The organism is Rhodococcus sp. P4_C10, assembly GCF_056402135.1.
This window is the reverse complement of the sequence record NZ_JBFUHZ010000017.1, coordinates 22,810-46,366: the sequence shown is the minus strand read 5'-3', so window position 1 is coordinate 46,366 and position 23,557 is coordinate 22,810. Positions and strand designations below refer to the sequence as shown.

Here is a 23,557-nt window from a genome sequence, read left to right as displayed (position 1 = left end):
GAGATGGACATGGCACTGACACAGGGATTCTGCGCGGAGGGCTTCGAGCCGGTCCGCGAGGCACTCGAACAGCAGCTCGCGTCGGGTGAGGAGCTCGGCGCGTCGGTCTGCGTGACTGTCGACGGGCAGCCGGTCGTCGACGTCTGGGGCGGCTACGCCGACCATGAGCAGACCACGCCGTGGGCCGAGGACACCATCGTCAACGTCTTCTCGCTGACCAAGACGATGACGGCGCTGTCCGCGCTGCTCCTCGTCGATCGCGGCGAGATCGACGTCTACCAGAAGGTCTCGCACTACTGGCCCGAGTTCGCGGCAAACGGCAAGGCGGACATCGAGGTTCGGCACCTGCTCTCGCACACGTCCGGGGTGTCCGGCTGGGAGCGTCCGATCGAGCTCGAGGACATCTACGACACCGAGGCCGCCAGCGCCCGGCTGGCCACGCAGGCGCCCTGGTGGGAGCCGGGCACCGCGTCGGGCTACCAGGCGCTGAACTACGGGCACCTGGTCGGCGAGGTGATCCGGCGGGTGGACGGCCGCAGCCTGGGGCGCTTCTTCGCCGAGGAGCTGGCGGGGCCGCTGGGGGCCGACTTCCACATCGGTACCGGCCCCGAGCACTTCGGCCGGATCGCCCCGATGATCCCGGCGCCGGCAATCGACTTCGACATGTCCACGCTCGACCAGGACAGCATCCTGGTCAAGTCGGTGACCAGCCCGTGGCTCGACCTGGAGAAGGTCAACACCGCCGACTGGCGGCAGGCGGAGCTCGGCGCCATGAACGGTCACGGCAACGCGCGCTCGGTCGCCCGCCTGCAGTCGCTGATCTCCTGCGGCGGCGAACTGGACGGCACGCGACTGCTCTCCCAGGCCACCATCGACCTGATCTTCGAGCAGCAGGCCGACGGCATCGACCTGGCCATCCTCACCCCGCTGCGGTTCGGCATCGGCTACGGTCTCCCCCACCCGGACACCGCCCCGCTGGTGCGCGACGGCCGGGTGTGCTGGTGGGCCGGCTTCGGCGGGTCGATGCTCGTCAACGACCTCGACAACCGGCTCACCTTCGCCTACACAATGAACAAGATGGCGCCGGGGCTGATCGGCTCCGACCGCAGCGACGCCTACCTGCACGCCACCAACGAGGCCGTTCACGCGGCACGGAAAGAGGTTTCCCGGTGACCAATTCTGTTGACCCCCAGGCATACATCGCCTCCGTGATGGCGGGCCTCACCGGCCCGGGCGGGCGGTTCGAACTCGGCGTAGAGAACGTGCTCGGTGCCGACATCCCGATCATGAAGAACCGCGACCGTGCCCTCGGCGACGTGCTGGCGAACTCGCTGGCCTACGGCGACCGCGACTACCTCGTCACTGAGGACACCCGGATGAGCTACGCCCAGCACGGGGCCGCGGTGGCCGCGCTCGCCACCGCCCTGCGGGAGCGCTACGGCGTCGGCAAGGGCGACCGGATCGGCATCCTGGCCGCGAACTCCCCCGAGTGGCTCGTCACCTTCTGGGCGGCGCAGACGCTCGGCGCGATCGCGGTCGGATTCAACGCCTGGTGGGCGCCGCGTGAGGTCGAGTACGGCGTCGGGCACACCACGCCCACCGTCGTGGTCGCCGACGCCAAGCGCGCCGCCGTGCTCGCGGGCCTCGACGTGGACACCACGGTGCTCACCATGGAGGAGGACCTGCCCCGGCTGTTCACCGAGTTCGCCGGCGCCGAGCTGCCGACCACCGAGGTGGCCGAGGACGACCCGGCGGTGATCCTCTACACCAGCGGGACCAGCGGCCGCCCCAAGGGCGCCGTGCACTCGCACCGGAACGTGCTCGCGACCATCGACTACCACCGGTTCAGCGACGCACTCGCCGCCGCGTTCACCGGCGGCGACCCGAACTCCGACGCCCCGAGCGACCGGCGGTACCTGCTCACCTCGCCGCTGTTCCACATCGCCAGCCTGCACAACCTGGCCGTCCCGCGGCTCGCCACGGGCGGCGCGGTGGTGATCTACCAGGGCTCGTTCGACGTGGACCGGATGCTCCGGCTGGTCGAGCGCGAACGCGTGACCAACTGGGCCGCCGTCCCCACGATGGCCAATCGCCTGCTCGAGCACGAGGACCTCTCGCGCTACGACCTCTCCTCCGTCACCGCGTTCGCGCTGTCGGCGGCGCCGTCGTCCGCGGCGTTCCAGGACCGGCTCCGTGAGAAGGTGCCGTTCGCACGCAACTCGCTCGTCGACAGCTACGGCCAGACCGAGAGCGCCACCGCGATCTCCGTCGCCACGCCCCTGGACCTCGCGCACTTCCCCGGCACCCTCGGCCGACCCATCATCGGGGTCGCCGTGGAGGTCCGGGATCCGTTCGGGGAGAAGGTCGCCGACGGGGTGGAGGGTGAGATCTGCGCGCGCAGCCCCTACGTGATGCTCGGCTACTGGGAAAACCCCGAGGCCACCGCCGCGGCGATCAGCGAGGACCGCTGGCTGCGCACCGGTGACTTCGGCGTGATCGAGAACGGCATGGTCCGGCTCACCGGGCGACGGTCGGACCTGATCCTGCGCGGCGGCGAGAACGTGTACCCGATGGAGATCGAGCAGTGCCTCGACGAGCACCCCGAGGTGCTCGAGTGCGTCGTGCTCGGCGTGGACCACGCCGACCTCGGCCAGGAGGTGGCCGTGGTGGTTGTCGCGCGGTCCGACGACGCCGTCACGGAGGAGGAACTGCGGGCGTKCGCCGGCGAACGCCTCGCCTACTTCAAGGTCCCGGCACAGTGGCGGATCACCACCGTCCCGCTGCCGCGCAACGCGACCGGCAAGACGATGCGCACCAAGGTGACCGTCTGATGGACCCCCGGTCGGCAATCGACAAAGTTCGAGAATGGAAGGCTCTGCCATGAGCTACGACGTGATCATCAAGAACGGCCGGTGGTTCGACGGCACCGGCGCCAAGTCCGTGACCCGCAACCTCGGCATCCGGGACGGGCGGGTGGCGGTCGTCTCGGTCGACCCGCTCGACGAGGCGGACTGCCCGCAGGTTCTCGACGCGGCCGGGAAGTGGGTGATGCCCGGCATGGTCGACATCCACACCCACTACGACGTCGAGGTCATCCTCAGCCCGGGCCTGAAGGAGTCGGTGCGCCACGGCGTCACCTCGATCTTCCTGGGCTCGTGCTCGCTGTCGGCCGTCCACGCCGGCCCCTCCGACGCGGGTGACCTGTTCGGCCGGGTCGAGGCCATCCCGCGCAAGCACGTGGTCGACACGCTCACCGAGTCCCAGACGTGGACCTCGGCGCACGAGTACGTCGAGGCGATCGAGGCACTGCCGTTGGGCCCGAACGTGGCCTCCTTCATCGGCCACTCGGACATCCGGGCCGCGCAGATGGGCCTGGACCGGTCGACCCGCAAGGACGTCAAGCCCACCCCCGCCGAACTCGACGCGATGGCAGCCAAGCTCGAGGAGGCGCTCGACGCGGGCTTCATCGGCATGTCCTCGCAGGAACTGCTCTTCGACAAGCTCGACGGCGAGGTGTGCCGGTCCAGGACCCTGCCCTCGACGTACTCGACACGGAAGGAACGTCGCCGGCTGACGGCAATCCTGCGTCGACGGGGCCGGGCGTTGCAGGCCGGCCCCGACGTGGGCCGCCCGCAGACCATGGTCGCGTTGGCCCTGAGCAGCACCGGGCTCTTCCGGCGCCCGTTGAAGGTCTCCCTGCTCTCCGCCGCCGACGTGAAGGCGATTCCGGCTGTGGCACAGATCTTCCCGGCGATGGCGCGGGCGGTCAACGCGATGCGCGGCAACTTCCGGTGGCAGCACCTGCCCGTCCCGTTCGAGGTTTACTCCGACGGCATCGACCTGCCGGTGTTCGAGGAGTTCGGGTCCGGGGCCGCGGCGCTGGACCTGTCCAACCAGCTCGAGGCGCGCAGCGCGCTGCTGGCCGACGAGGCCTACCGCCGCCGGTTCCGCAAGGACTACGACAAGAAGTACGGTCCGCGGGTCTGGCATCGCGACTTCTTCGACGCCGAGATCGTCGAGTGCCCGGACGATTCCGTGATCGGCAAGACCTTCGGTCAGGTCGGGGTCGAGCGGGGTGGGGTGCACCCGGTGGACGCCTTCCTCGACCTGGTGGTCGAGTACGGCACCAAGGTTCGGTGGCGCACCACGATCTCGAACCACCGTCCCGAGGTGCTCAACAAGTTCGCGTCCGATCCCGGTGTGCAGCTGGGCTTCTCCGACGCGGGCGCGCACCTGCGCAACATGGCGTTCTACAACTTCGGCCTCCGCCTGCTGCGTCGCGTCCGCGACGCCGAGCAGGCGGGGACTCCGTTCATGACCACGGAGCAGGCGGTGCACCGGCTCACCGGCGAGCTCGCCGACTGGTACGGGCTCGACGCCGGACACCTGCGCGAGGGTGACCGGGCCGACGTGGTGGTGCTCGACCCGGAGCATCTCGACGCCTCACTCGACGCCTATGCCGAGTGCCCGGTCCCGGAGTACGACGGGCTTTCCAGAATGGTCAACCGGAACGACGATGCGGTGTCGGCGGTGTTCGTCGGCGGCGAATGCGTCGTCCGAGACGGGCAGCCGACGCCCGTGCTCGGCACCAAGCGGACGGGACGGTTCCTGCGCGCCGGATAGCCGGCGGACGGACGGGCGGTTGCCGGGGCATGGACCGAGGGGTCAGGCCCGGGCAACCGCCCTTTTTCGTCCGTGAGGTCAGTCCTTGAAGTACACGAGCTGGTGCGCCGTGGCCAGCAGCACACCGTCTCGTCCCCACAGCTCCGCGGACTGGTCGAAGTAGCCCTTGCCGAACCGTTGCGCGCGGGCCGAGCCGAGCACCGCGGCATCCGCCTGCTCCGCGAGCGCGGCCGCGTCGGCATGGAAGTACACGGTCAGCGTGACGGTGCCGGCCGGCATGAACTTCCCGCGGCGCAGGAACACCCGGGGGAAGAAGACGTCGCTCATGGCCGTCAGCGCCGGGAAGTCGAGCGGCCGGGCCGGGGTGTCGCGCACCCACAGCGTGGAGGTGGAGGTCGGATGCTCGACCGATTCCAGCTTCGGGATTCCGCCCTCGACGAACCGCATCTCGTAGTTGCGGGCCCAGGCGATGAAGTCCGGGAAGGCGTCGGGCGCAACGGAATCCGGATCGGGAACCGCCGGGATCGTGATCTCGTCGGAAGACCAGGTGTCCCGGCGGGTGCCGAACACCGCAGTCGCGGTGGTCGCGACGACCCCGTCCTGGGTCAGCTCGAGCGCCCAGTGCTGGGTCGACCGGTTGGTCCGCACCGGCCGGGCGGAGATCTCGAACGGGCCCTCGGCCACGGGTCCGGCGAAGTTGACCGTCAAAGACAGCGGGTCGCCGAGCCGGTCCGGGTGCTGCTGCACCGCCCGCACGAGCGCCGCGGCGGTGATGCCGCCGAACGGGCCGACCATGTTGGCGTAGTCCGTGGACGTGTGCCCGGTGAAATGCCCGTCACCGACCAGGGTCAATCCGACGGCGTCGTCGAACGGATGTGACGGTGCGACGGTCTCGCTCACAGTGGGCTCCTCACGGGTTGGCAGATCATGTCCGATTATGAAGGCAGACACGATCGACGCGAATTCGCCCCGGCTTCCGGTCCGAGGGAACCGGGAGCCGGGGCGAACCGCCGACCGGGCAGACTACTGCCCGATCGCCGCCAGCACCTGATCGGCGAGCGCACGCTCACCGGCGGTGTTCGGGTGCACCGGAACCGGCTGGTTGGCGAAGAGCATCGGCTCGACCAGACGCTCGGCGGGTGACTTGCAGCCGTCGCGACCCTCGGAGACCTGCGACATGTCGACGAAGGTCGAGTCGGTCTCCGCGGCGGCGCGCTTGACCGCGTCGTTCAGTGAGGCTTGCATTTCACGCAGGTAGCTGACATCGCCCTCGGCCAGCGGCATCTGGGGCGAGCAACCGCCGCTCGCGGGCACGAGCCACGGGTAGCCGGCGATGACGACCTGGGCGCGCGGTGACTTGGCGTGGATGTCCCGCAGCGCGGTGACCAGCGCGGGGTAGGTCTCGTTGACGATCGGATCGGTCAGGCTGGCGCCGGCCTGCACTCGGCAGGGCTCGAACACGCCGGGGTTCGACACCATTGCGCCGATGCAGGTGACCATCGCCTCAGCGAAGGTGTTGTTGTTGTTGCCGCCGATCATCAGGGTGACCAGTTCGGTCGTGGGCGTGAGCGCCTCCAACTGTGGCCGGGTGCTCTCGTACTGCGCCTCGTAGAAGTCCTGCGTCTTCGCGCCGCCGCAGCTGACGTCGGTGAGCCGGTAGCCACGCTCCGCTGCCACGATGTGCGCGAAGTTCTGCTCGGACTGCCAGCACTCGAGTGGCGTCCCGGGCGCGATCGGGGAGACGCCGGATCCGGCGCTGAAGCTGTCGCCGAGATTGACGTATTCGAGGCCGGGCGCAGGGTCCGCCGATGCGGACGCGCCCGATGCGACACCCGTCACCGCGGCCAGCACCCCCACGGTCGCCACAAGCCGCCTCATTCCAGTCTTCAACCCCACAGTTGTCTCCCCTTGGTCGTTGCGCCCGTTTCGTGCCGGGAGCGCCAGGGCCGTTCGGCCCGTGACACCAGTCACAATTCAGAAACCGTATACCGCTCAGTGTTCAATCACAAGGGTGTGATTCCGGGCCGACTCTTCGCGCAGGGCGCGGGACTCGTCAGGCCTCGGTACGGCCGGCGATCTGATTCCAGAACTGCTCGATCTGCCCCGCCATGTCGATCGTCGGGTCGAGCAGCCATCGCACCTGCAATCCGTCCGCGAGCGCCACCAACGCTGTGGCCGTAGAGGTTACGTCGATGTCGGGCGCGAGGGACCCGGAATCCTGCATCGCGCGCAGAGCCCCCGCGAGCAGTTCGGTGAGAATGCGGTACCGGTCGAGCATGAACTGGTGCGCGGGATGTTGCGGGTTGGACGCCTCCACGGACATGTAGGCGTAGAGCTCGACCAGACCGGGCACTTCGGCGTTCTTTCGCATCACGTCGACGAACGCTTCCACCGGGTGCCGACCGCGCGGAGCCGCGACGGCCAACTCGTCACGCTTGCGGAGCACCGCGATGAACAGCTCTTCCTTGGAGCCGAAGTAGTGCAGGATGCCCGTCTGGCTCAGCCCGACCGCGGCGGCCAGTTCGCTGACCGACGTCGCCCGGTAGCCGCGTTCGGCGATCACCTGCAGTGCGGCGTCGAGAATCTGCTCGCGCCGCTCGATGCCTTTCGCATAGGAACCTCGTTTTGCCACCCGCCAAGCTTAGGGGCAGCGAACGGAACGCTCGCACGAGTCCAATGTGGCTACTCCGCCACCGGTTCCGGCACCGCGAGGTTCTGTCCCCGCAGCCGCTGGGAGATCACCTGGGTGATGCCGTCGCCGCGCATGCTCACCCCGTACAGCGCGTCCGCGACCTCCATGGTCGGCTTCTGGTGGGTGATGACGATCAGCTGCGACTTCTCCCGCAGCTGCTCGAACAGCCCGATCAGCCGGCGCAGGTTGGTGTCGTCGAGCGCGGCCTCCACCTCGTCCATCACGTAGAACGGGGACGGCCGGGCACGGAAGATGGCCACGAGCATCGCGACCGCCGTCAACGACTTCTCCCCGCCGGAGAGCAGCGAGAGCCGCTTGACCTTCTTGCCGGGCGGGCGGGCCTCCACCTCGATGCCGGTGGTGAGCATGTCGCTCGGATTGGTCAGCACCAGTCGGCCCTCGCCGCCGGGGAACAGCTTCGCGAACACGCCGACGAACTCGCGTTCCACGTCCGCGTACGCCTCGGTGAACACCTGCAGGATCCGGGCGTCCACGTCCGCCACCACCCCGAGCAGGTCCTTGCGGGCGTTCTTGACGTCCTCGAGTTGGGTGGACAGGAAGTTGTACCGCTCCTCGAGCGCGGCGAACTCCTCGAGCGCCAGCGGGTTGACCTTGCCGAGGGTGGCCAGGTCCTTCTCCGCCAGCTTGAGCCGGCGCTCCTGGGTGGCGCGGTCGTACGGCATCGGCGCCGGCGCGACCACCTGCTCACCCCGCTCGCGGGCCTGCTCGTACTCGGCGACCTCGAGCGCCGACGGCGGCAGCGGCACCTCCGGTCCGTACTCGGCGACCAGATCCTCGAGGCCGATGCCGTGCTGCTCGGCGATGGTCTGCTCGAGCTGTTCGATCCGCAGCGCGGCCTGCGCCCGAGCCACCTCGTCGCGGTGCACGGCGTCGGTCAGTGCGGTCATCTGGGCGGTGTACTGACGCACCCGTTCCTTCACCGTCTCGAGTTGCCCACTGCGCTCGGCGCGTTGGCGGGTCAGCTCGTCGCGGTGCCCCGCGGCGGCGGCGACGACCGTCTCGAGGTGCGCGGCCACCCGTTGCCCCGACTCCGCCACGGCCGCCGCGACGGCCGCCGCATTCTGCCTGGCGGCCATCGCCCGCTCCGCCCGCGCCCGGGCCTCGCGCTCCGCCTGCGCCGCGCGACGCAGCGAGTCCGCCTTGCCCCGCACCGACTCGGCTCGTTCCTCCGCCGTGCGCAGCGTCAGCCGGGCCTCCACCTCCACGGCCCGCACCTCTGCCAGCGCGGCGGACGCCGCCTCGCGGTCCTCGGAGCTCGGGTCCCCCGCCGCGGCGCCACCGGGGGCGGACTGCTCCCGCTGGGCGAGCGCGAGACGCTCCTCGAGTTCCCGCAGCGCCTCGACCGACTCCTCGCGTCCGGCCTCCGCCGCGATGCGCTGGGCCGCGAGCCGCTCCGACTCCGCGTGCGCGGCGCGGGCCACCTGCCCCAACCGGCCGAGCTGCTCGTAGATCGCAGACATCGCCGCGTCGGACTCGTTCAGCGCGGCCAGTGCCTGCTCGGCGTGCTCGGCCCGGTCGGCCCGCTCGGCCTCCGCCCCGGCGAGCGCGGCCGTCAGCTCCTCCGCCCGGCGTTCGGCGTCGGCCAGGGCCGCGGTCGACGCGTCGATGGCGGACTGCACCTCGAGCGTGGAGGGCCGCCGGTCGGATCCGCCGGTGATCCACCCGGCCCCGAGCAGGTCGCCGTCGAGTGTGACCGCACTCAGATGCGGCTGCGCGGCAACAAGATCCGCGGCAGCGGCCAGGTCGTCGACCACCGCCACGGCGCCGAGCAACGCGCTCAACGCGCCGCGCATCGAGTCCGGGTGCTCCACCAGGTCCAGCGCGGGATGCGCGCCGACCGGCAACGCCGCGACCACCGGGTCCGGCGCCGGGGCGTCCCCGGCGACCAGCGCGGCCCGTCCGCCGTCGGCCTGCTTGAGCGCCGCCACCGCGGACCGGGCGTCGGCGACGGAGCCCGCGGCGATGGCGTCGGCCGCCGGACCGAGCGCGGCGGCGATCGCCACCTCGAAACCGGTCCGGATCCGCAGCAACCCGGCCAGCGGCCCGATCAGCCCGTCGCCGGACCGGTGCTCGACCAGCCACGCGGCGCCGTCCTTCTGCTGCAGGCCGATCGACAGGGCCTCGATCCGCGCCCGCAGCGAGACCACCTCCTGCCCGGCGGCACGCTCGGCGTCCTTCAGCTCGGTGACCCGAGCGGTCGCGGCCGCCAGCGCGGCGACGGCCCGCTCGTTGTGGGCGTCGAGCCCGAACTCGCCGGCGTCGAGGTCGCCGATCCGGTCCTGCACGCTCTCGAACTCCGCCTGCGCGGCGTCACCGCGGGCGCGGGCGTCCTCGATGGCCACCGAGAGCCGCGCGACCTCGGCGTCGATGGAATCGCCCCTGGTGCGCAGCGTGTCCACCTGCCCGGAGAGCCGGGCGAGGCCCTCACGCCGGTCCGCAATCGCGCGGACCGCGGCGAGGTGGGCCCGTTCGGCGGCCGCGGACGCCTCCTCGTACTCGGCGAGCTGCTCGCGCGCCGCGTCGAGGGTGGCCCGGGCGATCTCGAGCGCCTCGACCAGTTCGGCCTCCTCCGCCGCCACCCGCTCCGCCTGCGCCTCGAGCTGGTCGGGGTCCTGGCCGCGGCCGACGGCGGGCGCGCTGTCGAGGTGCCGCGCGCGTTCGGCGGCGATCCGAATGGTCGCGTTGACGCGTTCGGCCAGCGCCGAGAGCCGGAACCAGGTCTGACCGGCGGCCTCGGCGCCCGGCGTGAGCCGTGCCAGGGCGTGCTCGTGGGCGCCGAGTTCCGCGGACGCCGCCTCGAGTTCGGCCTGCACGTGCTCCTGCTGGGCGCGGGCCATCGCCTCGCCCTGGGCCTGGGTGGCCAGTTCGCCGCGGCGGGTGACCAGGTCGTCCGCGACCAGCCGCAGCCGGGCGTCGCGCAGGTCGGCCTGGACGGTCTGGGCCCGGCGCGCGACCTCGGCCTGCCGGCTCAGCGGCTTGAGCTGTCGGCGCAGTTCCGCGGTGAGGTCGCCGAGGCGGGCCAGGTTGGCCTGCATGGCGTCCAGCTTGCGGACGGCCTTCTCCTTGCGCTTGCGGTGCTTGAGGACTCCCGCGGCCTCCTCGATGAAAGACCGGCGGTCCTCGGGGCGGGACTCGAGGATCGCGGCGAGCCGGCCCTGCCCGACGATGACGTGCATCTCGCGGCCGATGCCGGAGTCGCTGAGCAGTTCCTGCACGTCCATCAGCCGGCAGGAGGTGCCGTTGATCTCGTACTCGCCGGCACCGTCACGGAACATCCGCCGGGTGATGGACACCTCGGAGTACTCGATGGGCAGCGCACCGTCGGAGTTGTCGATCGTGAGCGTCACCTCGGCCCGGCCGAGTGGGGCCCGGCCGGAGGTGCCGGCAAAGATGACGTCCTCCATCTTTCCGCCGCGCAGCGCCTTGGCGCCCTGCTCCCCCATCACCCAGGTCAACGCGTCGACGACGTTGGACTTACCGGAGCCGTTGGGGCCCACCACGCAGGTGATCCCCGGCTCGAATCGCAGAGTCGTCGCGGAGGCGAAGGACTTGAAGCCCTTCAGCGTCAGACTCTTGAGATGCATGACGAATGACGTTACTGCACCGCACCGACCGACTCCCCAATTGATCGCCCCGACGGGGCGCACACCTCGGCGTGCACCCCGKCGGGGCGGGACACGGCGCTACCCCTGCGCACCCGGCAGGGGGGAACCGACCGTGAACTTCGCACCGAACGGGTCGGTGACCTCCGCGGTCCGCCCGTACGGCATGTCCGTCGGGTCGCTCGAGGTACCCCCGGCGGCTCGGGCCGCGGCGACGGCCGCGTCCGTGTCGGCAACCTGGAACAGCGTGCCCCAGGCCGATGCGGGCGCGGCCGGGTCACCCATGATGCCGCCGATCTCGTGCCCGTCCGGTCTGCGCAGGAAGGTGAAGTCCATGCCGGGCAGGTCGTCGTTTCCGTCCAGCGTGAAGTCGAAGACCGTGGCGTAGAAGTCACGTGCCGGGCCGGGGTCCGGCGTCACCAGGTCGTTGCGCAGCAGCGTGTTCGGCTCGTTCACCAGCTCGCAGCCGACGTGCGCCTGCCCCTGCCAAAGCCCGAACTGTGCGCCGGACGGGTCCCGCACGATCGCCATCCGGCCCTGGCCCATCACATCCATCGGCTCCGCCAGCACGACACCACCCGCGTCCGTGGATCGAGCGACCGTGACGTCCACGTCGTCGGTGGCCAGGTAGACGCTCCACCAGAACTCGGTCGCGCTCTCGTCGGGATTCGGCATCAGCGCGGCAACATTCTTGCCCCGCAACAGGCACATCGTGTACCTCCCGGTCTCTTCCGGCCCGACGTCGAACTCCCACCCGAAGACCGCCCCGTAGAACGACATCGCTCGATCGAGGTCGGGTATGCCGAGGTCGATCCAGGTGGGGGTGCCAAGCGGTTGGTTCGTCGTGACGGCGCTCATCGCTACTCCTCAACTGTCGGGTACGAAGTTGACGCTAGCCTCTGCCCGCCCATCTGGACGCGGTACGCGTGCCCTCATGCGCTGCACTACCCTCCCCCGAGTGATCGATGACGTGGCGACCAAATCCAAGGGGCTCCGGGCGGGGGCCCTGAGCCTGACCTCCAGCGTGGTGATCGGGGTGGCCTCGGCCGGTCCGGCGTACAGCATCGCGGCCACCCTCGGCCTCGTCGTCGCGGCGGTCGGGCTGCAAGCACCCGTGGTCGCGCTGCTCGCCTTCGTGCCGATCCTGTTCGCCGCCTTCGGCTACAAGGAGCTCAACGCCGCCGACCCGGACTGCGGGACCACCTTCGTCTGGGCGACGCGCGCATTCGGCCCCGCCTGGGGCTGGATGTCCGGCTGGGCGATCGTGGTCGCGGACGTCCTGGTGATGGCCAGCCTCGCGCAGGTCGCCGGGCAGTACACCTTCCTGCTCCTCGGCGCCGAGGGCATCGGCGCGGACGCCACCAGCGTGTGGGTGCTGCTGCTCGGCGTGGCGTTCATGGTGGCGATGACCTACCTGTGTTTCCGCGGCATCGACGTCTCGGCGCGGGTCCAGTCGGTGTTGCTGACGATCGAGTTCGTCGCGCTCGTGATCTTCGCCGTGGTCGCCCTGGTCCGGGTGTGGCTGGGCAACGCAGGCGCGGCGGCCCTGACCCCCGAGTGGAGCTGGTTCAACCCGTTCGAGATCTCCTCGTTCTCCACGTTCGTCAACGCGATCCTGCTGATGGTGTTCATCTACTGGGGCTGGGACTCCGTCGTCTCGGTCAACGAGGAGACCATCGACAGCCGCCGTACCCCGGGCCGGTCGGCGGTCATCTCCACGGTGGTGCTGGTCTCGCTCTACGTGCTGGTGACGGTGGCCGCGCAGTCGTTCGCCGGCGTCGGGACCGAAGGCACCGGCCTGGCCAACCCGGAACACTTCGACGACTTCTTCGCCGCGATCGGGACCGCGGTGTTCGGCGAGGGCCTGCTCGGCCAGGTGCTCACCCACGTGCTGCTGCTGATGATCCTGACCTCCGCGGTCGCCTCCACCCAGACGACGATCCTGCCGACCGCCCGCACCACCCTGTCGATGGGCGTGTTCCGGGCGCTGCCCGACGCCTTCGCGCGGGTGCATCCGCGGTACCTCACCCCCACCGTCTCGACGCTCGCGATGGGCGCGGCCTCGGTGGCGCTGTACGTGGTCTTCAACTTCGTCTCGGCGGGCAACCTGATCTTCGACTCGGTCTCCGCCATCGGCATCGCGGTCGGCTTCTACTACGGGATGACGGCACTGGCCTGCGCCTGGCTCTACCGCGGCACCCTGCGCAGCAGCACCCGAAACCTGCTGCTGCGGGGGGTGTTCCCCCTCCTGGGCGGGGCGATGCTGCTGTTCGCGGCGGCCTGGACGGCCGTCACCTCGTTCGCCTCCGACGCCGGCGAGACCAGCTGGACCATGCCGTTCGCCCCGCACTGGCAGATCGGCGGCGTGTTCATCCTCGGCGTCGTCTCGATGCTGCTGGGACTGCCGCTGATGTGGTGGTGGCGGAGCCGGGACCGCGCGTTCTTCGACGGCGAGACCGTCCCGCGCGGACTGCCCGCCCCGGAGGACCGCCAGGGCGTGTCTCCTAACGGGCAAGGAACCTGAGCCACGTGCAGACCGCCGACAACAACACCCCGGCCCGACAGGTGAGCGCGAATTTGTCGTAGCGGTCCGCAGGTTCGTGTAGTTCGACTGGCACGTCACGCCACGGCACACCGACCCGGTACCGGTAGACGATGCCCTCGACCACCCGGCGGTTGCTGCGGAACGGACGTCCGCCCTGTTCGCCGACTGACGGCAGCAGCGGCTCGATCAACGCCCACTGGGCGTCAGACAGGTACTCGGTACGTGACACGACGAGCAGTGTCGCCGATCCAGCCGCCGCTATCCAGACACGCACCAGCTAGCTCGCGGAGACCAGCTGCGGTAGCAACGCGACCCGCCCTGCAATGTCGCGGGGCAGATAGCTTTCCCGGCTGCGGGTCCAGTCTTGTCCGGAAAGCGGGTCGTAGGTCGCGGGCATCGCTATCCCGCCCGGGCCGTAAGCGTGGAACCCCGCCGCGACAGTCGTATAGACCGAACGCCACTGGTGGTCGCTGAACGCGATGACGCCGACAACATCATCGCCAGCGCGTGGGCCGCGCAACGACGCGACCTTCTTCGCGACTCCATCGGTCGACAGATAGACGAGCGTGCCGTCAGGTGCCTGATCCGGACCAATTTCGATGACGTCGGTCAACCCATACTTGCCGCGCAGCACGGACGCGATTTCGGTCTGCGCGTAGATCGGCACCGTCCGAGTTCCGCGAGTCGCGACGATGGCGTCCGCCAGAGCCTCGTTGACCGGACCTGGCTGACCCACCGTTCGCGTCGGATCCACGCCGGCAAGGATCCGGTTGCCGAAGCTGTAGGCCACGAGGATTGTGAAGTCGGAAGCCGGCCGGGTCGGCACGGTCCAAAGATCTTGTGGGGATGATTGCCGCGGCGCCGCGGCCGCCGGCTGCGCGATTGCGAATGCCGCGATCACGGACAGCGCGAGTGCGCCTAGATAGGTAAAACGCCTGCGTCGCATAGATTCGCGCATCTCTGTCGCCTTCTCTCGTCCTCGGTGGGCGGTCGAACGATGCCATCACTCGGCGACGAATCGGTGAACGCAAGGCATCCGTGTCACGAGCCGTTGGAGGCGTGAATGGCTGTCCTCCGTCAACCCATGAGGTGACCGGGCGCGATCTGTCAGGAGACACGCTCCAGGCCGCTGCGCCGCTCGTGCGCGGTCACCGGGTCCCTGGACCCGGTGACCGTGCACGAGCACGTGGTGCCTGGTTACAGGATCGCGACCGCGACCACGAGACCCAGCGCCAGGTGGGCGGCCGCGACCACCAGCACCTCGGGGGTGAAGCGCTCCTCCGCCAGCACGGTGCCGATGTCGATGCCGGTGACCAGTTCCACCAGTCGCACGGAGATCACCTGTGCCGCAATGCCGACGAGGCCGAACACCAGCGTGTAGATCAGTCCCTCCGCCAGCTTCCCGGACGAGGCGTAGATGGCCAGCACCACGATCAGCGCCATGCTCACCATCCCGGACGCCGTCACCACCGCCGAGTTCGGCTTGCCCTCCCGAAGCATGGTGCGCAGCGGCCCCGGAGTCGACCAGTCGATCGCGTAGAAGCCCAGCACCATCAGGACCAGGCCGACGATGGCGTACAGCACGATGGCCGACACTCCCCGACCCAGCTGGGACCAGTAGTCGGCGCTCAGGGCCACCACGGTCGTAGTCATGTCGTGCTCCGTTCGATGAAGTTCGGTGAGTGTGTGTTCACTGCTGCGGGATCCGGTGCGGCACGAAGGCCGCCCCGTCGTCGGTGACCAGTCCGGAGGTCTCCCGGATGCCCAGCCCTGCCGCCTCGTCGCCGACGATCCAGGCGCCGAGCGCCGGCCGCATGCCGTCGAATTCCGGTAGCGGATCGAGCAACTGGTAGACGAAGCCCTCCTCGCCGTAGATGCCGCCGGTGCTGGTGTCCATGCCCGCGCCGACGATCGAGACGTTGGCGCCCTCGCGGCCGAGCTTCGGCTTGCGGACGTACTCGGTGAGTTCGTGAGGATCGTCGAGGTAGGCGGGCAGCAGGTTCGGGTGCCCGGGGTACATCCCCCAGAGCACCGCGAGGATGGCCTTGTTGCTCAGCAACGTCTTCCACAGCGGTTCGATCCACATGGTCTCGGGCATGAGTTCGACTGCGCGCTTACCGAAGTCGTCGTCGAGCACCCACTCCCAGGGGTACAGCTTGAACAGCGTGGAGATCGGCGCCTCTTCGAGGTCGACGAAGCGGTGCAGGTCCGGGTCGAAGCCGATCTCCTCGATCGCCAGGGCCACGGTGTCGAGCCCGGCTTCCGCCGCACACTCCTGCATGTAGGCGACGGTGACGTTGTCCTCGCCGCTGGCGTCGGCCGAGGACCACGAGAAATGCATCTCGGCGCTGGGCAACTGGGCACGGATCGCGGCCCACCGCTCGACCAGCTTCTCGTGCAGCGAGTTCCACTGGTCGTCGCCGGGGTGGGTGTCGGTAAGCCAGTGCCACTGCAGGATCGAGGCCTCGAGCAGTGTGGTCGGGGTGTCCGCGTTGTACTCGAGCAGCTTGGCCGGCCGACGTCCGTCGTAGCGAAGGTCGAATCGGCCGTAGACGTGCGGGTCACCGCGACGCCAGGACTCGGCGATCGGCCCCCAGGACCACTCGGGCAGGCCGAACTCGTGGTACCGCTCGGTGAGGATCACGTGCTCGACGGCGTTGAGGCACATCGAGTGCAGCAGTTCGACGTCCGCCTCGAGCGCGAGGATCTCGTCCATCTCGAACTCGTAGTGCACCGACTCGTCCCAGTACGGGCGGTCGGTGCCGTCGGCCATCCGCGCGGGGGTGCCGTAGACCAGTCCCTGCGCGGTCACCTTCTCCTGCCACCCCGGTCGCGGGGTGCCACGTAGTCTGCGCATCTCAGCTCCCGCCGCTTCCGGAGACCTTGCTGCCGAAGCCGCCTCGCTGAATTGTGGTGCCGGACTTGGTCTTGACGGTGGCTCCCTGTGGTTTGGCGGTGCTCCCCCCGGTGACGACGGTGCCGACGCCGCCGCCCTTGCCGCCGTAGTTGTAGCGGTAGGAGGACCCGGCGAAGATGAACAGGCCACCCACACCCGGGGAGCCGTTCGTGCAGTACTCCTCCGGGACCTCGACCTCGGTGTCCGGGTTGACGCAGGTCGCGGTGACCGTGTCCGACGACAGCGCGGTGTAGCCGAGCGCCACCAGCCCGACGACGCCGACCACTGCCACCCCGCCGATCATCGCCTTGCGGCGGGTGCGGCGGCGCTGCTCGTCCCAGGCCGCGGCCTCCGCGGCCTGGCGTTCGAGTTCCTCGCGCTCCTTGCGGGCCTTCTCCCGGGCTCGGGCCTCGCCGACCGTGGGCGGACGCGGCTGCGTCGCGCCGGGTTCCTGCCGACGGATCCGTCCACCCGGACGGGCCGGTGTCGCGCCCTGGGTTTCCGGCCGCTGCTCCTCCGGTCCCGAATTCCCCGGTTCTCCCCGCTCGGGTCCCACTGAGCCCTCCCCACCGTGTGACGTCATCGACCCGACCCTAGCGTTCGACGAATCCGACGAGCCCACCCGCTGCGTCCGACCAGCTCTCGACCACCAGGTCCACCCGGCCCGGCGTCGCGCCGGACCGCAGCAGCCCGAGCAGTCGCTCGCAGTCCGCACGCGGCCCCTCGGCGATCACCAGGACACGCCCGTCGGGACGGTTCGTCGCGTGGCCGACCAGCCCGAACTCGAGCGCCCGGGACCTGGTCCACCACCGGAAACCGACGCCCTGCACCGACCCGTGAACCCAAGCGGTCAGGCGCGCGGGCGGTGTCGAGGGCATCGCGGTGTGTCCGGCGGTCAGCGGGTCGGCGGCACGAGCTTGCGCACCTTGCCGTCAAAACTGGTGGCGTACAACGCCGTCGGGTCCCATCCGTCGCCGGCGCCGAAGCGCACCGAGGACGGCATCGTGATGCCCGTGGCGATGTCGCACTGGTTCCCGCTGACCGGGTCGACGCGGACAACCTTGCCCGCGCCGTTGAGCGCGACGTACACGCTGCCGTCCTCGCCGACGGCCAGGTCGTCGGCGATGTTGGTGCGGCCGTCGCCGGGCAGCTTCACGGTCTGCGGCGCGGCAGTCAGGTCGGCGGCGTCGAGGACGTGCACGGCGCTGGTGGCGTCGAAGGAGGTGTCGACGACGACCTTGCCGTCGGTGGTGGCCGCGATGCCGTTGACGCTGCCGAGGTCGACGGACAGTCGCTTCGACTCGCCGCCGCCCACGGGGATCCGGGTGATGCCGACGCTGTCGCCGAGCGCGGTGGTGGTGAGCAGGTCACCGTCGGCGAGCTGGGCCAGGCCGTTGGGCATGGTCAGTCCCTTGGCGAGAGTGGTCCGTTCGCCCGTGTCCAGGTTCACCGACTCGACGGTTCCGTTGGTCGCACCCATCAGGCCCGACATCGCGTTGTTGCCGGTGGTGAAGAGCGCCCTCGACCCGTCGACGACGATGCCGCCGGGGCTGTTCACGTCCTCGACCAGGTCGCCCTTCTCGCCCTTCGCCGTCAGGGTGCGCAGGGCTCCCCCGCCGCTGGGCGCGCCCTCCGAGAGCAGGATGTTGCCGCGGCCGTCGAAGGCCAGGTTCTCGAGCATCCCGAATCCGGAGGCCACGGTGCTCACCGTCCACGGCACGCACGCCGTGGGAGCGGGCGCGGGTTGCGTCGTGGCGGCGGGCGCAGCCGTCGTCGTGGGCGCAGCCGTCGTCGTGGGCGCAGCCGTCGTCGTCGCGGGCACGACCGTGGCGGCCGGCGCGGGAGCCGGTGCGCCGACGGGCGCGGGAGCCGGCTCGGTCGTGGGTGTGGGCGCAACCGAAGACGGCTGCGCCGCAGCGGGATCGGCGGCGGGAGGCACGGGGGCGGGAACGGCGGGGGCGGGCGGGACGGGCACCGGCTGGGCCCCGGCGAGCGGGGCACCGACGAGCGCGCCGGCGACCACGGCGCCGACCATCGCAACGCGGGTCAGAATCATGGCGCCTATTTGATCACGAATCGGTTTCCACCGTTAGGTTGACCACCGTTCCGGTTTTCAGGGTGCGGCCAACGGTGCAAACCTTGTCCACCGACTTGAGCACCACGGTGAGCAGACGCTCCTGCGCCTCGGCGTCGAGTTCGCTCAGATCCACCTCGAGCACCTCGTCCAGACGCGGGTACACCTCGTTCTCGCGGTCCGCGGCGCCCGAGACCCGCACGGTGGCGTCGTAGTTGTCGCCGAGCCGCCGGGAGAGCGGCATGTCCGAGCTCATCCCGGTGCACGCTGCCAGCGCGATCTTGAGGAGCTCGCCGGGCGTGAACACGCCGTCGACGCTCTCCGAACCGATCAGCACCTCCGCGCCCCGAGAGCTGCGCCCGGTGTAGCGACGGGTTCCGGTCCGCTCCACCCACAGCTCCGTGCCGGCCGACGTGGTCTGGGAATTCTGTTCAGCCATGCCGCAATCCTGCCATCCCGTCCCTGTGCTCCGGCCACGACGGGGTGTCCGTCCAGGCCTGGACGCCGACCAGGTCGGGCATGTCCCCACGGTGGAAGACCGGATCGAGGCCCTGCCTGCGCTGGTCCGTGTAGTGCTTCATCAGCCGGAACGCGATGACCGACAGCGGCGCGATCGCGATCAGGTTGATCGTCGCCATGACGCCCATCGACAGGTCCGCGATGCTCCAGACCAGCGGCAGCGACCCGATGGCGCCGCCGAAGGCACAGAGCACCACCAGCGCACGGAAACCGTTCAGCGCCTTCGTCGACGGGGTGAGGAATCCGATGTTGGACTCGCCGTAGTAGTAGTTGCCGATCACCGAGGTGAAGGCGAGGAAGAAGATCGCGACCGTCAGGAAGTGGATCGTCCACGTGCCCAGGTGTTCCGCGAGCGCGATCTGCGTGAGCGAGGCACCCGACGCGCTGCCGTAGTCGGGGTCGGCGAGCAGGATGACGAAGGCGGTGGTGGTGCAGACCAGCAGGGTGTCGAAGTACACCCCGAGGCTCTGCACCAGGCCCTGCTTGACCGGATGCGAGACCGATGCCGTCGCACCGGCGTTCGGCGCCGAGCCCATGCCGGCCTCGTTGGAGAAGAGCCCGCGCCGGATCCCCTGCATGATCGCAACGCCGATGCCGCCGCCGACCGCTTCCTGGAGTCCGAAGGCGTTCTGCACGATCACGTTCAGCATCTCCGGCACCCGGTCGATGTTCAGCAGGACCACGGTCAGGCCGAGCAGCAGGTAGGCGCCGGCCACGATCGGGACGACGACCTGCGAGACCGACGAGATGCGGCGCACCCCACCGAAGATCACCGCGGCGGTGAGCAGCGCGACGACCACCCCGACGATCACGTTGACCGAGTCCCCGCCCGTGCCGACCGAGGTGGAGACGGCGTCGGCGATCGAGTTGGACTGCACGGCGACGAACACGAAGCCGTAGGTCACCGTGATCACCACCGCGAAGATGACGCCCATCCACCGCTTGCCCAGGCCGTACTGCATGTAGTAGGCCGGCCCGCCGCGGTAGCTGTCCTTGTCCGGCACCTTGTACAGCTGCCCGAGCGTGGACTCGACGAACGACGTCGCGCCGCCGACGATCGCCATCACCCACATCCAGAAGACCGCGCCCGGCCCGCCGATGCTGATCGCGATGGCCACGCCCGCGATGTTCCCGGTGCCGACCCGGGAGGCCGCCGAGATGGAGAACGCGCGGAAGGCCGAGATGCCGGGCTTGCCGTCCGCGAGGTCGTCCGGCTTGTCGGTGATGACGCGGAACATCTCGCGCAGCAGTCGGACCTGGACGAACCGCGTCCGGAACGAGAAGTACAGTCCCAGGCCGACCAGCAGCGCGATGATCAGGTACCAGAACCTGCCGTTGACGTCGGTGACGAGCTCGGTGGCCCTGTCCATGGTGATCCTTCTCGGGTCGCGGCAGCACGGTCCGTGCAAGCGAGGATCATGACGTACCGGGCGGCGTCGCCGCAAATGAACCGCTAACGGCGCGGTGGCCACAATCACCCCAGTCGGAAACCTGTGGGCCGGCTCACCGGATCCGGGGATCGCCGGGCCCCGTCGGACCTCATTCCTGGAACCGGTAGCCCATCCCGGCCTCGGTGATCAGGTGTCGCGGACGGGACGGGTCGTCCTCGAGCTTGCGCCGCAACTGCGCGAGGTAGACCCGGAGGTAGTGGGTCTCGGTCGCGTACGACGGCCCCCAGACCTCGCGGAGCAACTCCTTCTGCCCCACCAGCTTTCCCCTGTTACGCACCAGCATCTCGAGCATCCCCCACTCGGTGGGCGTCAGATGCACCTCCGCGCCGGCCTTCGTCACCTTCTTCGCCGCCAGGTCGACGGTGAAGGAGTCGGTTGCCACCACGGGCTCGCCCGGGTCGGCGGCGGCGGAGTTCCGTCGCACCGCGGCGCGCAACCGGGCCAGGAACTCGTCCATCCCGAAGGGCTTGGTGACGTAGTCGTCCGCCCCCGCGTCCAGGGCGGCGACCTTGTCCGCGGAGTCGGTCCGCGCGGAGAGCACGATGACCGGTGCCGTGGACCAGCCGCGCAGGCCCGCCAGCACCTCGATCCCGTCCATGTCCGGCAGCCCCAGGTCCAGCACGATCACCTCGGGATGACGCTCCGCCGCGGCCCGCAGCGCCGCGGCCCCGTTCGCGGCGGTCGTCACCTCGTATCCGCGCACGGTCAGATTGATCCGCAACGCCCGCAGGATCTGCGGTTCGTCGTCGATCACCAGCACCCTTGTCACACAGCCACCTTCCCGATCCCTGCCAAGTCCACCACCATCGTCAACCCGCCGCCCGGGGTGTCGGTTGCGCTGACCGTGCCGCCCATCGCCTCGACGAAGCCGCGAACCACCGCGAGCCCCAACCCCACGCCGGTGGACATGTCCCGGTCGCCGAGGCGCTGGAAGGAGTCGAAGATCTGGTCCTCCGCTCCCCTGGCGATGCCCGGTCCGGTGTCCGCGACCGTGATGAGGACCCGGTCCTTGACCGGTGCCGCGGCGATCCGGACCGCACCGTCGGGCGCGTACCGCAGCGCGTTGTCCACCAGATTGGCCAGCACTCGTTCGAGCAGGCCGCTGTCGGCAAGCACCGCGTTCCCGCCGACGTCGACCTGCACCCGGTCGCGACCGGCCCGTCCGAACCCGGGGGTCCCGACGCCGACGCCGACCAGCGCCCGGTGCACCACCTCCTCGAGGTAGACCGGCCGCAGCGTCGGCCGGATCACCCCCGCCGCCAGTCGCGACGAGTCGAGCAGGTTGCCGACCAGGTTGGTCAGCTGGTCCGTCGACTCCTCCACCGTGGCCAGCAGTTCGGCCGTGTCCTCGGGCGAGAACTCCACGTCGTCGCTGCGCAGGCTCGACACCGCGGCCTTGACCGCGGCCAGCGGGGTCCGCAGGTCGTGGCTGACCGCGGAGAGCAGCGAGCGCCGCAGCCGGTCGGCCTCGGCCAGCGCCTGCGCCTGACTGGCCTCCTCGGCCAGCTCGCGCTGCCGGATCAACCCGACCGCCTGGTTGGCGACCGCGAGCAGCACCCGTCGATCGCGGGCGTGCAGCTCGTCGCCGCGCAGCGCCAGTGCGTATTCCCCGTCGTTCACCTCGCAGACGGTGTCCGCGTCCTCAACCGACGACGGCGCCTCCGCACCCACCGAGCTCACCACGCCGAACCCGCGGCGGATCATGCTCACGGACCGCTGTCCGTACGTCTCGCTCACCTTCTCCAGCAGGGCCTGCAGGTCCGCACCGCGGAGCACCGAGCCGGCGAACAGGGCCAGCAGCTCCGCTTCCTGCGAGGCACGGCGCGCCTCCCGCGCCCGTTCCGCCGCCGCGTCGACGAGCACCGCCACCGCGACGGCGATCACCAGGAGAACGACCGTGGTGATGAAGTTGTCCGGCTCGGCGATGGTGAAGCTCCGCACCGGCGGGGTGAAGAAGTAGTTGAGCAGCAGGCCCGAGATCAGCGCGGACAGCGCGGCCGGCGCCACGCCGCCGAGCAACGCGACGAGCAGCACCACGATGAAGAAGAGCGCGCTCTCCCCGCCGACGTCGAACCTGTTGTTGACCAGCCACATGATCAGCGCCGCCACGGACGGGACCAGCACCGCCGCGATCCAGGCGAGCAGCCGGCGCGGCGGCGAACCGGTCGGCAGCCACCGGCGGGGCCTGCTCGACTCGCCGTGGGTGACCATGTGCACGTCGATCGAACCCGACTGCTGCACGACGGCGGCGCCGATGCCCTCGTCGAAGATCCGCGCCCACCGCGAGCGTCTCGACGTCCCCAGGACCAGCTGGGTGGCGTTGGATGCCCGGGCGAACTCGAGCAGCGTCGACGGGACGTCGTCCCCGACCACGCTGTGCAGGCTCGCGCCGATGCTCGCGGCGAGCTTGCGCACCTTCCCCATCTCCGGCGCGGACACGCCGGCGAGGCCGTCGCCGCGCACCACGTGCACGACGATCAGCTCCGCACTCGACCGCGACGCGATCCGGCTGGCGCGCCGCACCAGCGTCTCCGATTCGGGTCCGCCGGTCACCGCCACGACCACCCGCTCCCTGGCCTCCCAGGTGTCGGTGATCTCGTTCTCCGCCCGGTACTTCGCCAGCGCCGCGTCGACCTGGTCGGCCACCCACAGCAGCGCAATCTCCCGCAGTGCGGTGAGGTTGCCGCGCCGGAAGTAGTTGCTCAGCGCGGCGTCGACCTTCTCGGCGGCGTAGATGTTGCCGTGGGAAAGCCTGCGGCGCAGCGCCTCCGGCGTGATGTCCACGAGCTCGACCTGGGTGGCCGCGCGCACCACCTCGTCCGGCACCGTCTCCTGCTGGACGACCCCGGTGATCTGCTCGACCACGTCGTTCAGGCTCTCGAGGTGCTGGACGTTCAGCGTGGTCAGCACGTCGATGCCGGCGGCGAGGAGCTGTTCGACATCCTGCCAACGCTTCTCGTTGCGACGCCGTGGGTCTCCACCACGGCCGCGACCACATCGGTGCCCCGTTCCCGGCGCCGGTGCGCCTCGCCCAGCATCGCAAAGGTCTTGCCGACGCCGGGCGCCGCGCCCAGGTAGATACGCAGTTCCCCGCGCCCGCGTTCGCCCCCGCGCTCCGTGCCACTCACCCGGAC

Annotated in this window: 19 protein-coding genes and 1 pseudogene; 4 read left to right on the top strand and 16 right to left on the bottom strand. The window is 70.1% G+C overall.

The window, feature by feature from the left end:
* Positions 1-9 precede the first annotated feature (9 nt).
* The 3 genes from AC1DWC_RS14385 to AC1DWC_RS14375 are packed head-to-tail and all read left to right on the top strand — an operon-like array spanning position 10 to position 4,623.
* Positions 10-1,173 carry a serine hydrolase domain-containing protein gene (locus AC1DWC_RS14385; protein ID WP_477909015.1) on the top strand — a complete coding sequence of 388 codons (1,164 nt, stop codon included), beginning with the start codon at positions 10-12 and terminating at the stop codon, positions 1,171-1,173.
* Positions 1,170-2,831, top strand: a complete 1,662-nt coding sequence (gene casG / locus AC1DWC_RS14380) for a steroid-24-oyl-CoA synthetase (RefSeq protein WP_477909013.1) — start codon at positions 1,170-1,172, stop codon at positions 2,829-2,831. The genes AC1DWC_RS14385 and casG overlap by 4 nt, the downstream gene beginning before the upstream one ends.
* Before the next feature lie 49 nt (positions 2,832-2,880).
* Entirely contained in the window at positions 2,881-4,623 is a 1,743-nt protein-coding gene (locus AC1DWC_RS14375) for an N-acyl-D-amino-acid deacylase family protein (protein WP_477909011.1), read from the top strand.
* Positions 4,624-4,701: 78 nt separating this feature from the next.
* Here AC1DWC_RS14375 and AC1DWC_RS14370 read toward each other — a convergent pair whose 3' ends face one another.
* The 5 genes from AC1DWC_RS14370 to AC1DWC_RS14350 form a co-directional block, all read right to left on the bottom strand.
* Entirely contained in the window at positions 4,702-5,523 is an 822-nt protein-coding gene (locus AC1DWC_RS14370) for an acyl-CoA thioesterase (RefSeq protein WP_477909009.1), read from the bottom strand.
* A gap of 123 nt (positions 5,524-5,646) precedes the next feature.
* The gene (locus tag AC1DWC_RS14365; RefSeq protein WP_477909007.1) at positions 5,647-6,489 is read right to left on the bottom strand and encodes an SGNH/GDSL hydrolase family protein; all 843 of its coding nucleotides are present in this window, start codon (positions 6,487-6,489) and stop codon (positions 5,647-5,649) included.
* Between the two features lie 187 nt (positions 6,490-6,676).
* Positions 6,677-7,255 carry a TetR/AcrR family transcriptional regulator gene (locus AC1DWC_RS14360; protein ID WP_477909005.1) on the bottom strand — a complete coding sequence of 193 codons (579 nt, stop codon included), beginning with the start codon at positions 7,253-7,255 and terminating at the stop codon, positions 6,677-6,679.
* A gap of 50 nt (positions 7,256-7,305) precedes the next feature.
* Positions 7,306-10,920 carry a chromosome segregation protein SMC gene (gene smc, locus AC1DWC_RS14355; protein WP_477909003.1) on the bottom strand — a complete coding sequence of 1,205 codons (3,615 nt, stop codon included), beginning with the start codon at positions 10,918-10,920 and terminating at the stop codon, positions 7,306-7,308.
* 99 nt (positions 10,921-11,019) lie between these two features.
* The gene (locus AC1DWC_RS14350; protein WP_477909001.1) at positions 11,020-11,796 is read right to left on the bottom strand and encodes a VOC family protein; all 777 of its coding nucleotides are present in this window, start codon (positions 11,794-11,796) and stop codon (positions 11,020-11,022) included.
* A 100-nt stretch (positions 11,797-11,896) separates the two neighbouring features.
* Here AC1DWC_RS14350 and AC1DWC_RS14345 point away from each other — a divergent pair, with 100 nt between their 5' ends.
* Positions 11,897-13,462, top strand: a complete 1,566-nt coding sequence (locus AC1DWC_RS14345) for an APC family permease (RefSeq protein ID WP_477908999.1) — start codon at positions 11,897-11,899, stop codon at positions 13,460-13,462.
* Here AC1DWC_RS14345 and AC1DWC_RS14340 read toward each other — a convergent pair.
* The 11 genes and pseudogenes from AC1DWC_RS14340 to AC1DWC_RS14290 form a co-directional block, all read right to left on the bottom strand.
* Positions 13,443-13,712, bottom strand: coding sequence for a transposase (locus AC1DWC_RS14340; RefSeq protein WP_477908997.1), 270 nt, complete (start codon positions 13,710-13,712; stop codon positions 13,443-13,445). The genes AC1DWC_RS14345 and AC1DWC_RS14340 overlap by 20 nt on opposite strands.
* A gap of 48 nt (positions 13,713-13,760) precedes the next feature.
* Positions 13,761-14,441 (bottom strand): hypothetical protein, encoded by a 681-nt coding sequence (locus AC1DWC_RS14335; RefSeq protein WP_477908995.1) that lies wholly within the window; start codon positions 14,439-14,441, stop codon positions 13,761-13,763.
* 239 nt (positions 14,442-14,680) lie between these two features.
* Positions 14,681-15,136, bottom strand: coding sequence for a DUF350 domain-containing protein (locus AC1DWC_RS14330; protein ID WP_072846934.1), 456 nt, complete (start codon positions 15,134-15,136; stop codon positions 14,681-14,683).
* 37 nt (positions 15,137-15,173) lie between these two features.
* Positions 15,174-16,340 carry a glutathionylspermidine synthase family protein gene (locus AC1DWC_RS14325; protein ID WP_477838100.1) on the bottom strand — a complete coding sequence of 389 codons (1,167 nt, stop codon included), beginning with the start codon at positions 16,338-16,340 and terminating at the stop codon, positions 15,174-15,176.
* Position 16,341: 1 nt separating this feature from the next.
* Positions 16,342-16,842 (bottom strand): hypothetical protein, encoded by a 501-nt coding sequence (locus tag AC1DWC_RS14320; RefSeq protein ID WP_477909064.1) that lies wholly within the window; start codon positions 16,840-16,842, stop codon positions 16,342-16,344.
* A gap of 130 nt (positions 16,843-16,972) precedes the next feature.
* Positions 16,973-17,257 carry an acylphosphatase gene (locus AC1DWC_RS14315; protein WP_477908993.1) on the bottom strand — a complete coding sequence of 95 codons (285 nt, stop codon included), beginning with the start codon at positions 17,255-17,257 and terminating at the stop codon, positions 16,973-16,975.
* A 17-nt stretch (positions 17,258-17,274) separates the two neighbouring features.
* Positions 17,275-18,435, bottom strand: coding sequence for an SMP-30/gluconolactonase/LRE family protein (locus AC1DWC_RS14310; RefSeq protein ID WP_477908991.1), 1,161 nt, complete (start codon positions 18,433-18,435; stop codon positions 17,275-17,277).
* A 13-nt stretch (positions 18,436-18,448) separates the two neighbouring features.
* Positions 18,449-18,892 (bottom strand): OsmC family protein, encoded by a 444-nt coding sequence (locus tag AC1DWC_RS14305; RefSeq protein WP_477908989.1) that lies wholly within the window; start codon positions 18,890-18,892, stop codon positions 18,449-18,451.
* Entirely contained in the window at positions 18,885-20,342 is a 1,458-nt protein-coding gene (locus tag AC1DWC_RS14300; RefSeq protein WP_477908987.1) for an alanine/glycine:cation symporter family protein, read from the bottom strand. Before AC1DWC_RS14300 ends, AC1DWC_RS14305 begins: the two co-directional genes overlap by 8 nt.
* Positions 20,343-20,511: 169 nt before the next feature.
* Positions 20,512-21,192: a response regulator gene (locus AC1DWC_RS14295; protein WP_477838104.1), complete on the bottom strand. Its 681-nt coding sequence runs from the start codon at positions 21,190-21,192 to the stop codon at positions 20,512-20,514.
* A pseudogene (locus tag AC1DWC_RS14290) lies at positions 21,189-23,551 on the bottom strand (DUF4118 domain-containing protein). Before AC1DWC_RS14290 ends, AC1DWC_RS14295 begins: the two are co-directional and overlap by 4 nt.
* Between the last annotated feature and the right edge of the window lie 6 nt (positions 23,552-23,557).

What these genes read in the sequence shown, in the direction of transcription:
- AC1DWC_RS14385 (WP_477909015.1), top strand. Translation starts at nt 10, where the DNA reads ATGGCACTGACACAGGGATTCTGCGCGGAGGGCTTCGAGCCGGTCCGC.
- AC1DWC_RS14375 (WP_477909011.1), top strand. Translation starts at nt 2,881, where the DNA reads ATGAGCTACGACGTGATCATCAAGAACGGCCGGTGGTTCGACGGCACC.
- smc (WP_477909003.1), bottom strand. Translation starts at nt 10,920, where the DNA reads ATGCATCTCAAGAGTCTGACGCTGAAGGGCTTCAAGTCCTTCGCCTCC.
- AC1DWC_RS14350 (WP_477909001.1), bottom strand. Translation starts at nt 11,796, where the DNA reads ATGAGCGCCGTCACGACGAACCAACCGCTTGGCACCCCCACCTGGATC.
- AC1DWC_RS14335 (WP_477908995.1), bottom strand. Translation starts at nt 14,441, where the DNA reads ATGCGCGAATCTATGCGACGCAGGCGTTTTACCTATCTAGGCGCACTC.
- AC1DWC_RS14330 (WP_072846934.1), bottom strand. Translation starts at nt 15,136, where the DNA reads ATGACTACGACCGTGGTGGCCCTGAGCGCCGACTACTGGTCCCAGCTG.
- AC1DWC_RS14325 (WP_477838100.1), bottom strand. Translation starts at nt 16,340, where the DNA reads ATGCGCAGACTACGTGGCACCCCGCGACCGGGGTGGCAGGAGAAGGTG.
- AC1DWC_RS14315 (WP_477908993.1), bottom strand. Translation starts at nt 17,257, where the DNA reads ATGCCCTCGACACCGCCCGCGCGCCTGACCGCTTGGGTTCACGGGTCG.
- AC1DWC_RS14310 (WP_477908991.1), bottom strand. Translation starts at nt 18,435, where the DNA reads ATGATTCTGACCCGCGTTGCGATGGTCGGCGCCGTGGTCGCCGGCGCG.
- AC1DWC_RS14305 (WP_477908989.1), bottom strand. Translation starts at nt 18,892, where the DNA reads ATGGCTGAACAGAATTCCCAGACCACGTCGGCCGGCACGGAGCTGTGG.
- AC1DWC_RS14300 (WP_477908987.1), bottom strand. Translation starts at nt 20,342, where the DNA reads ATGGACAGGGCCACCGAGCTCGTCACCGACGTCAACGGCAGGTTCTGG.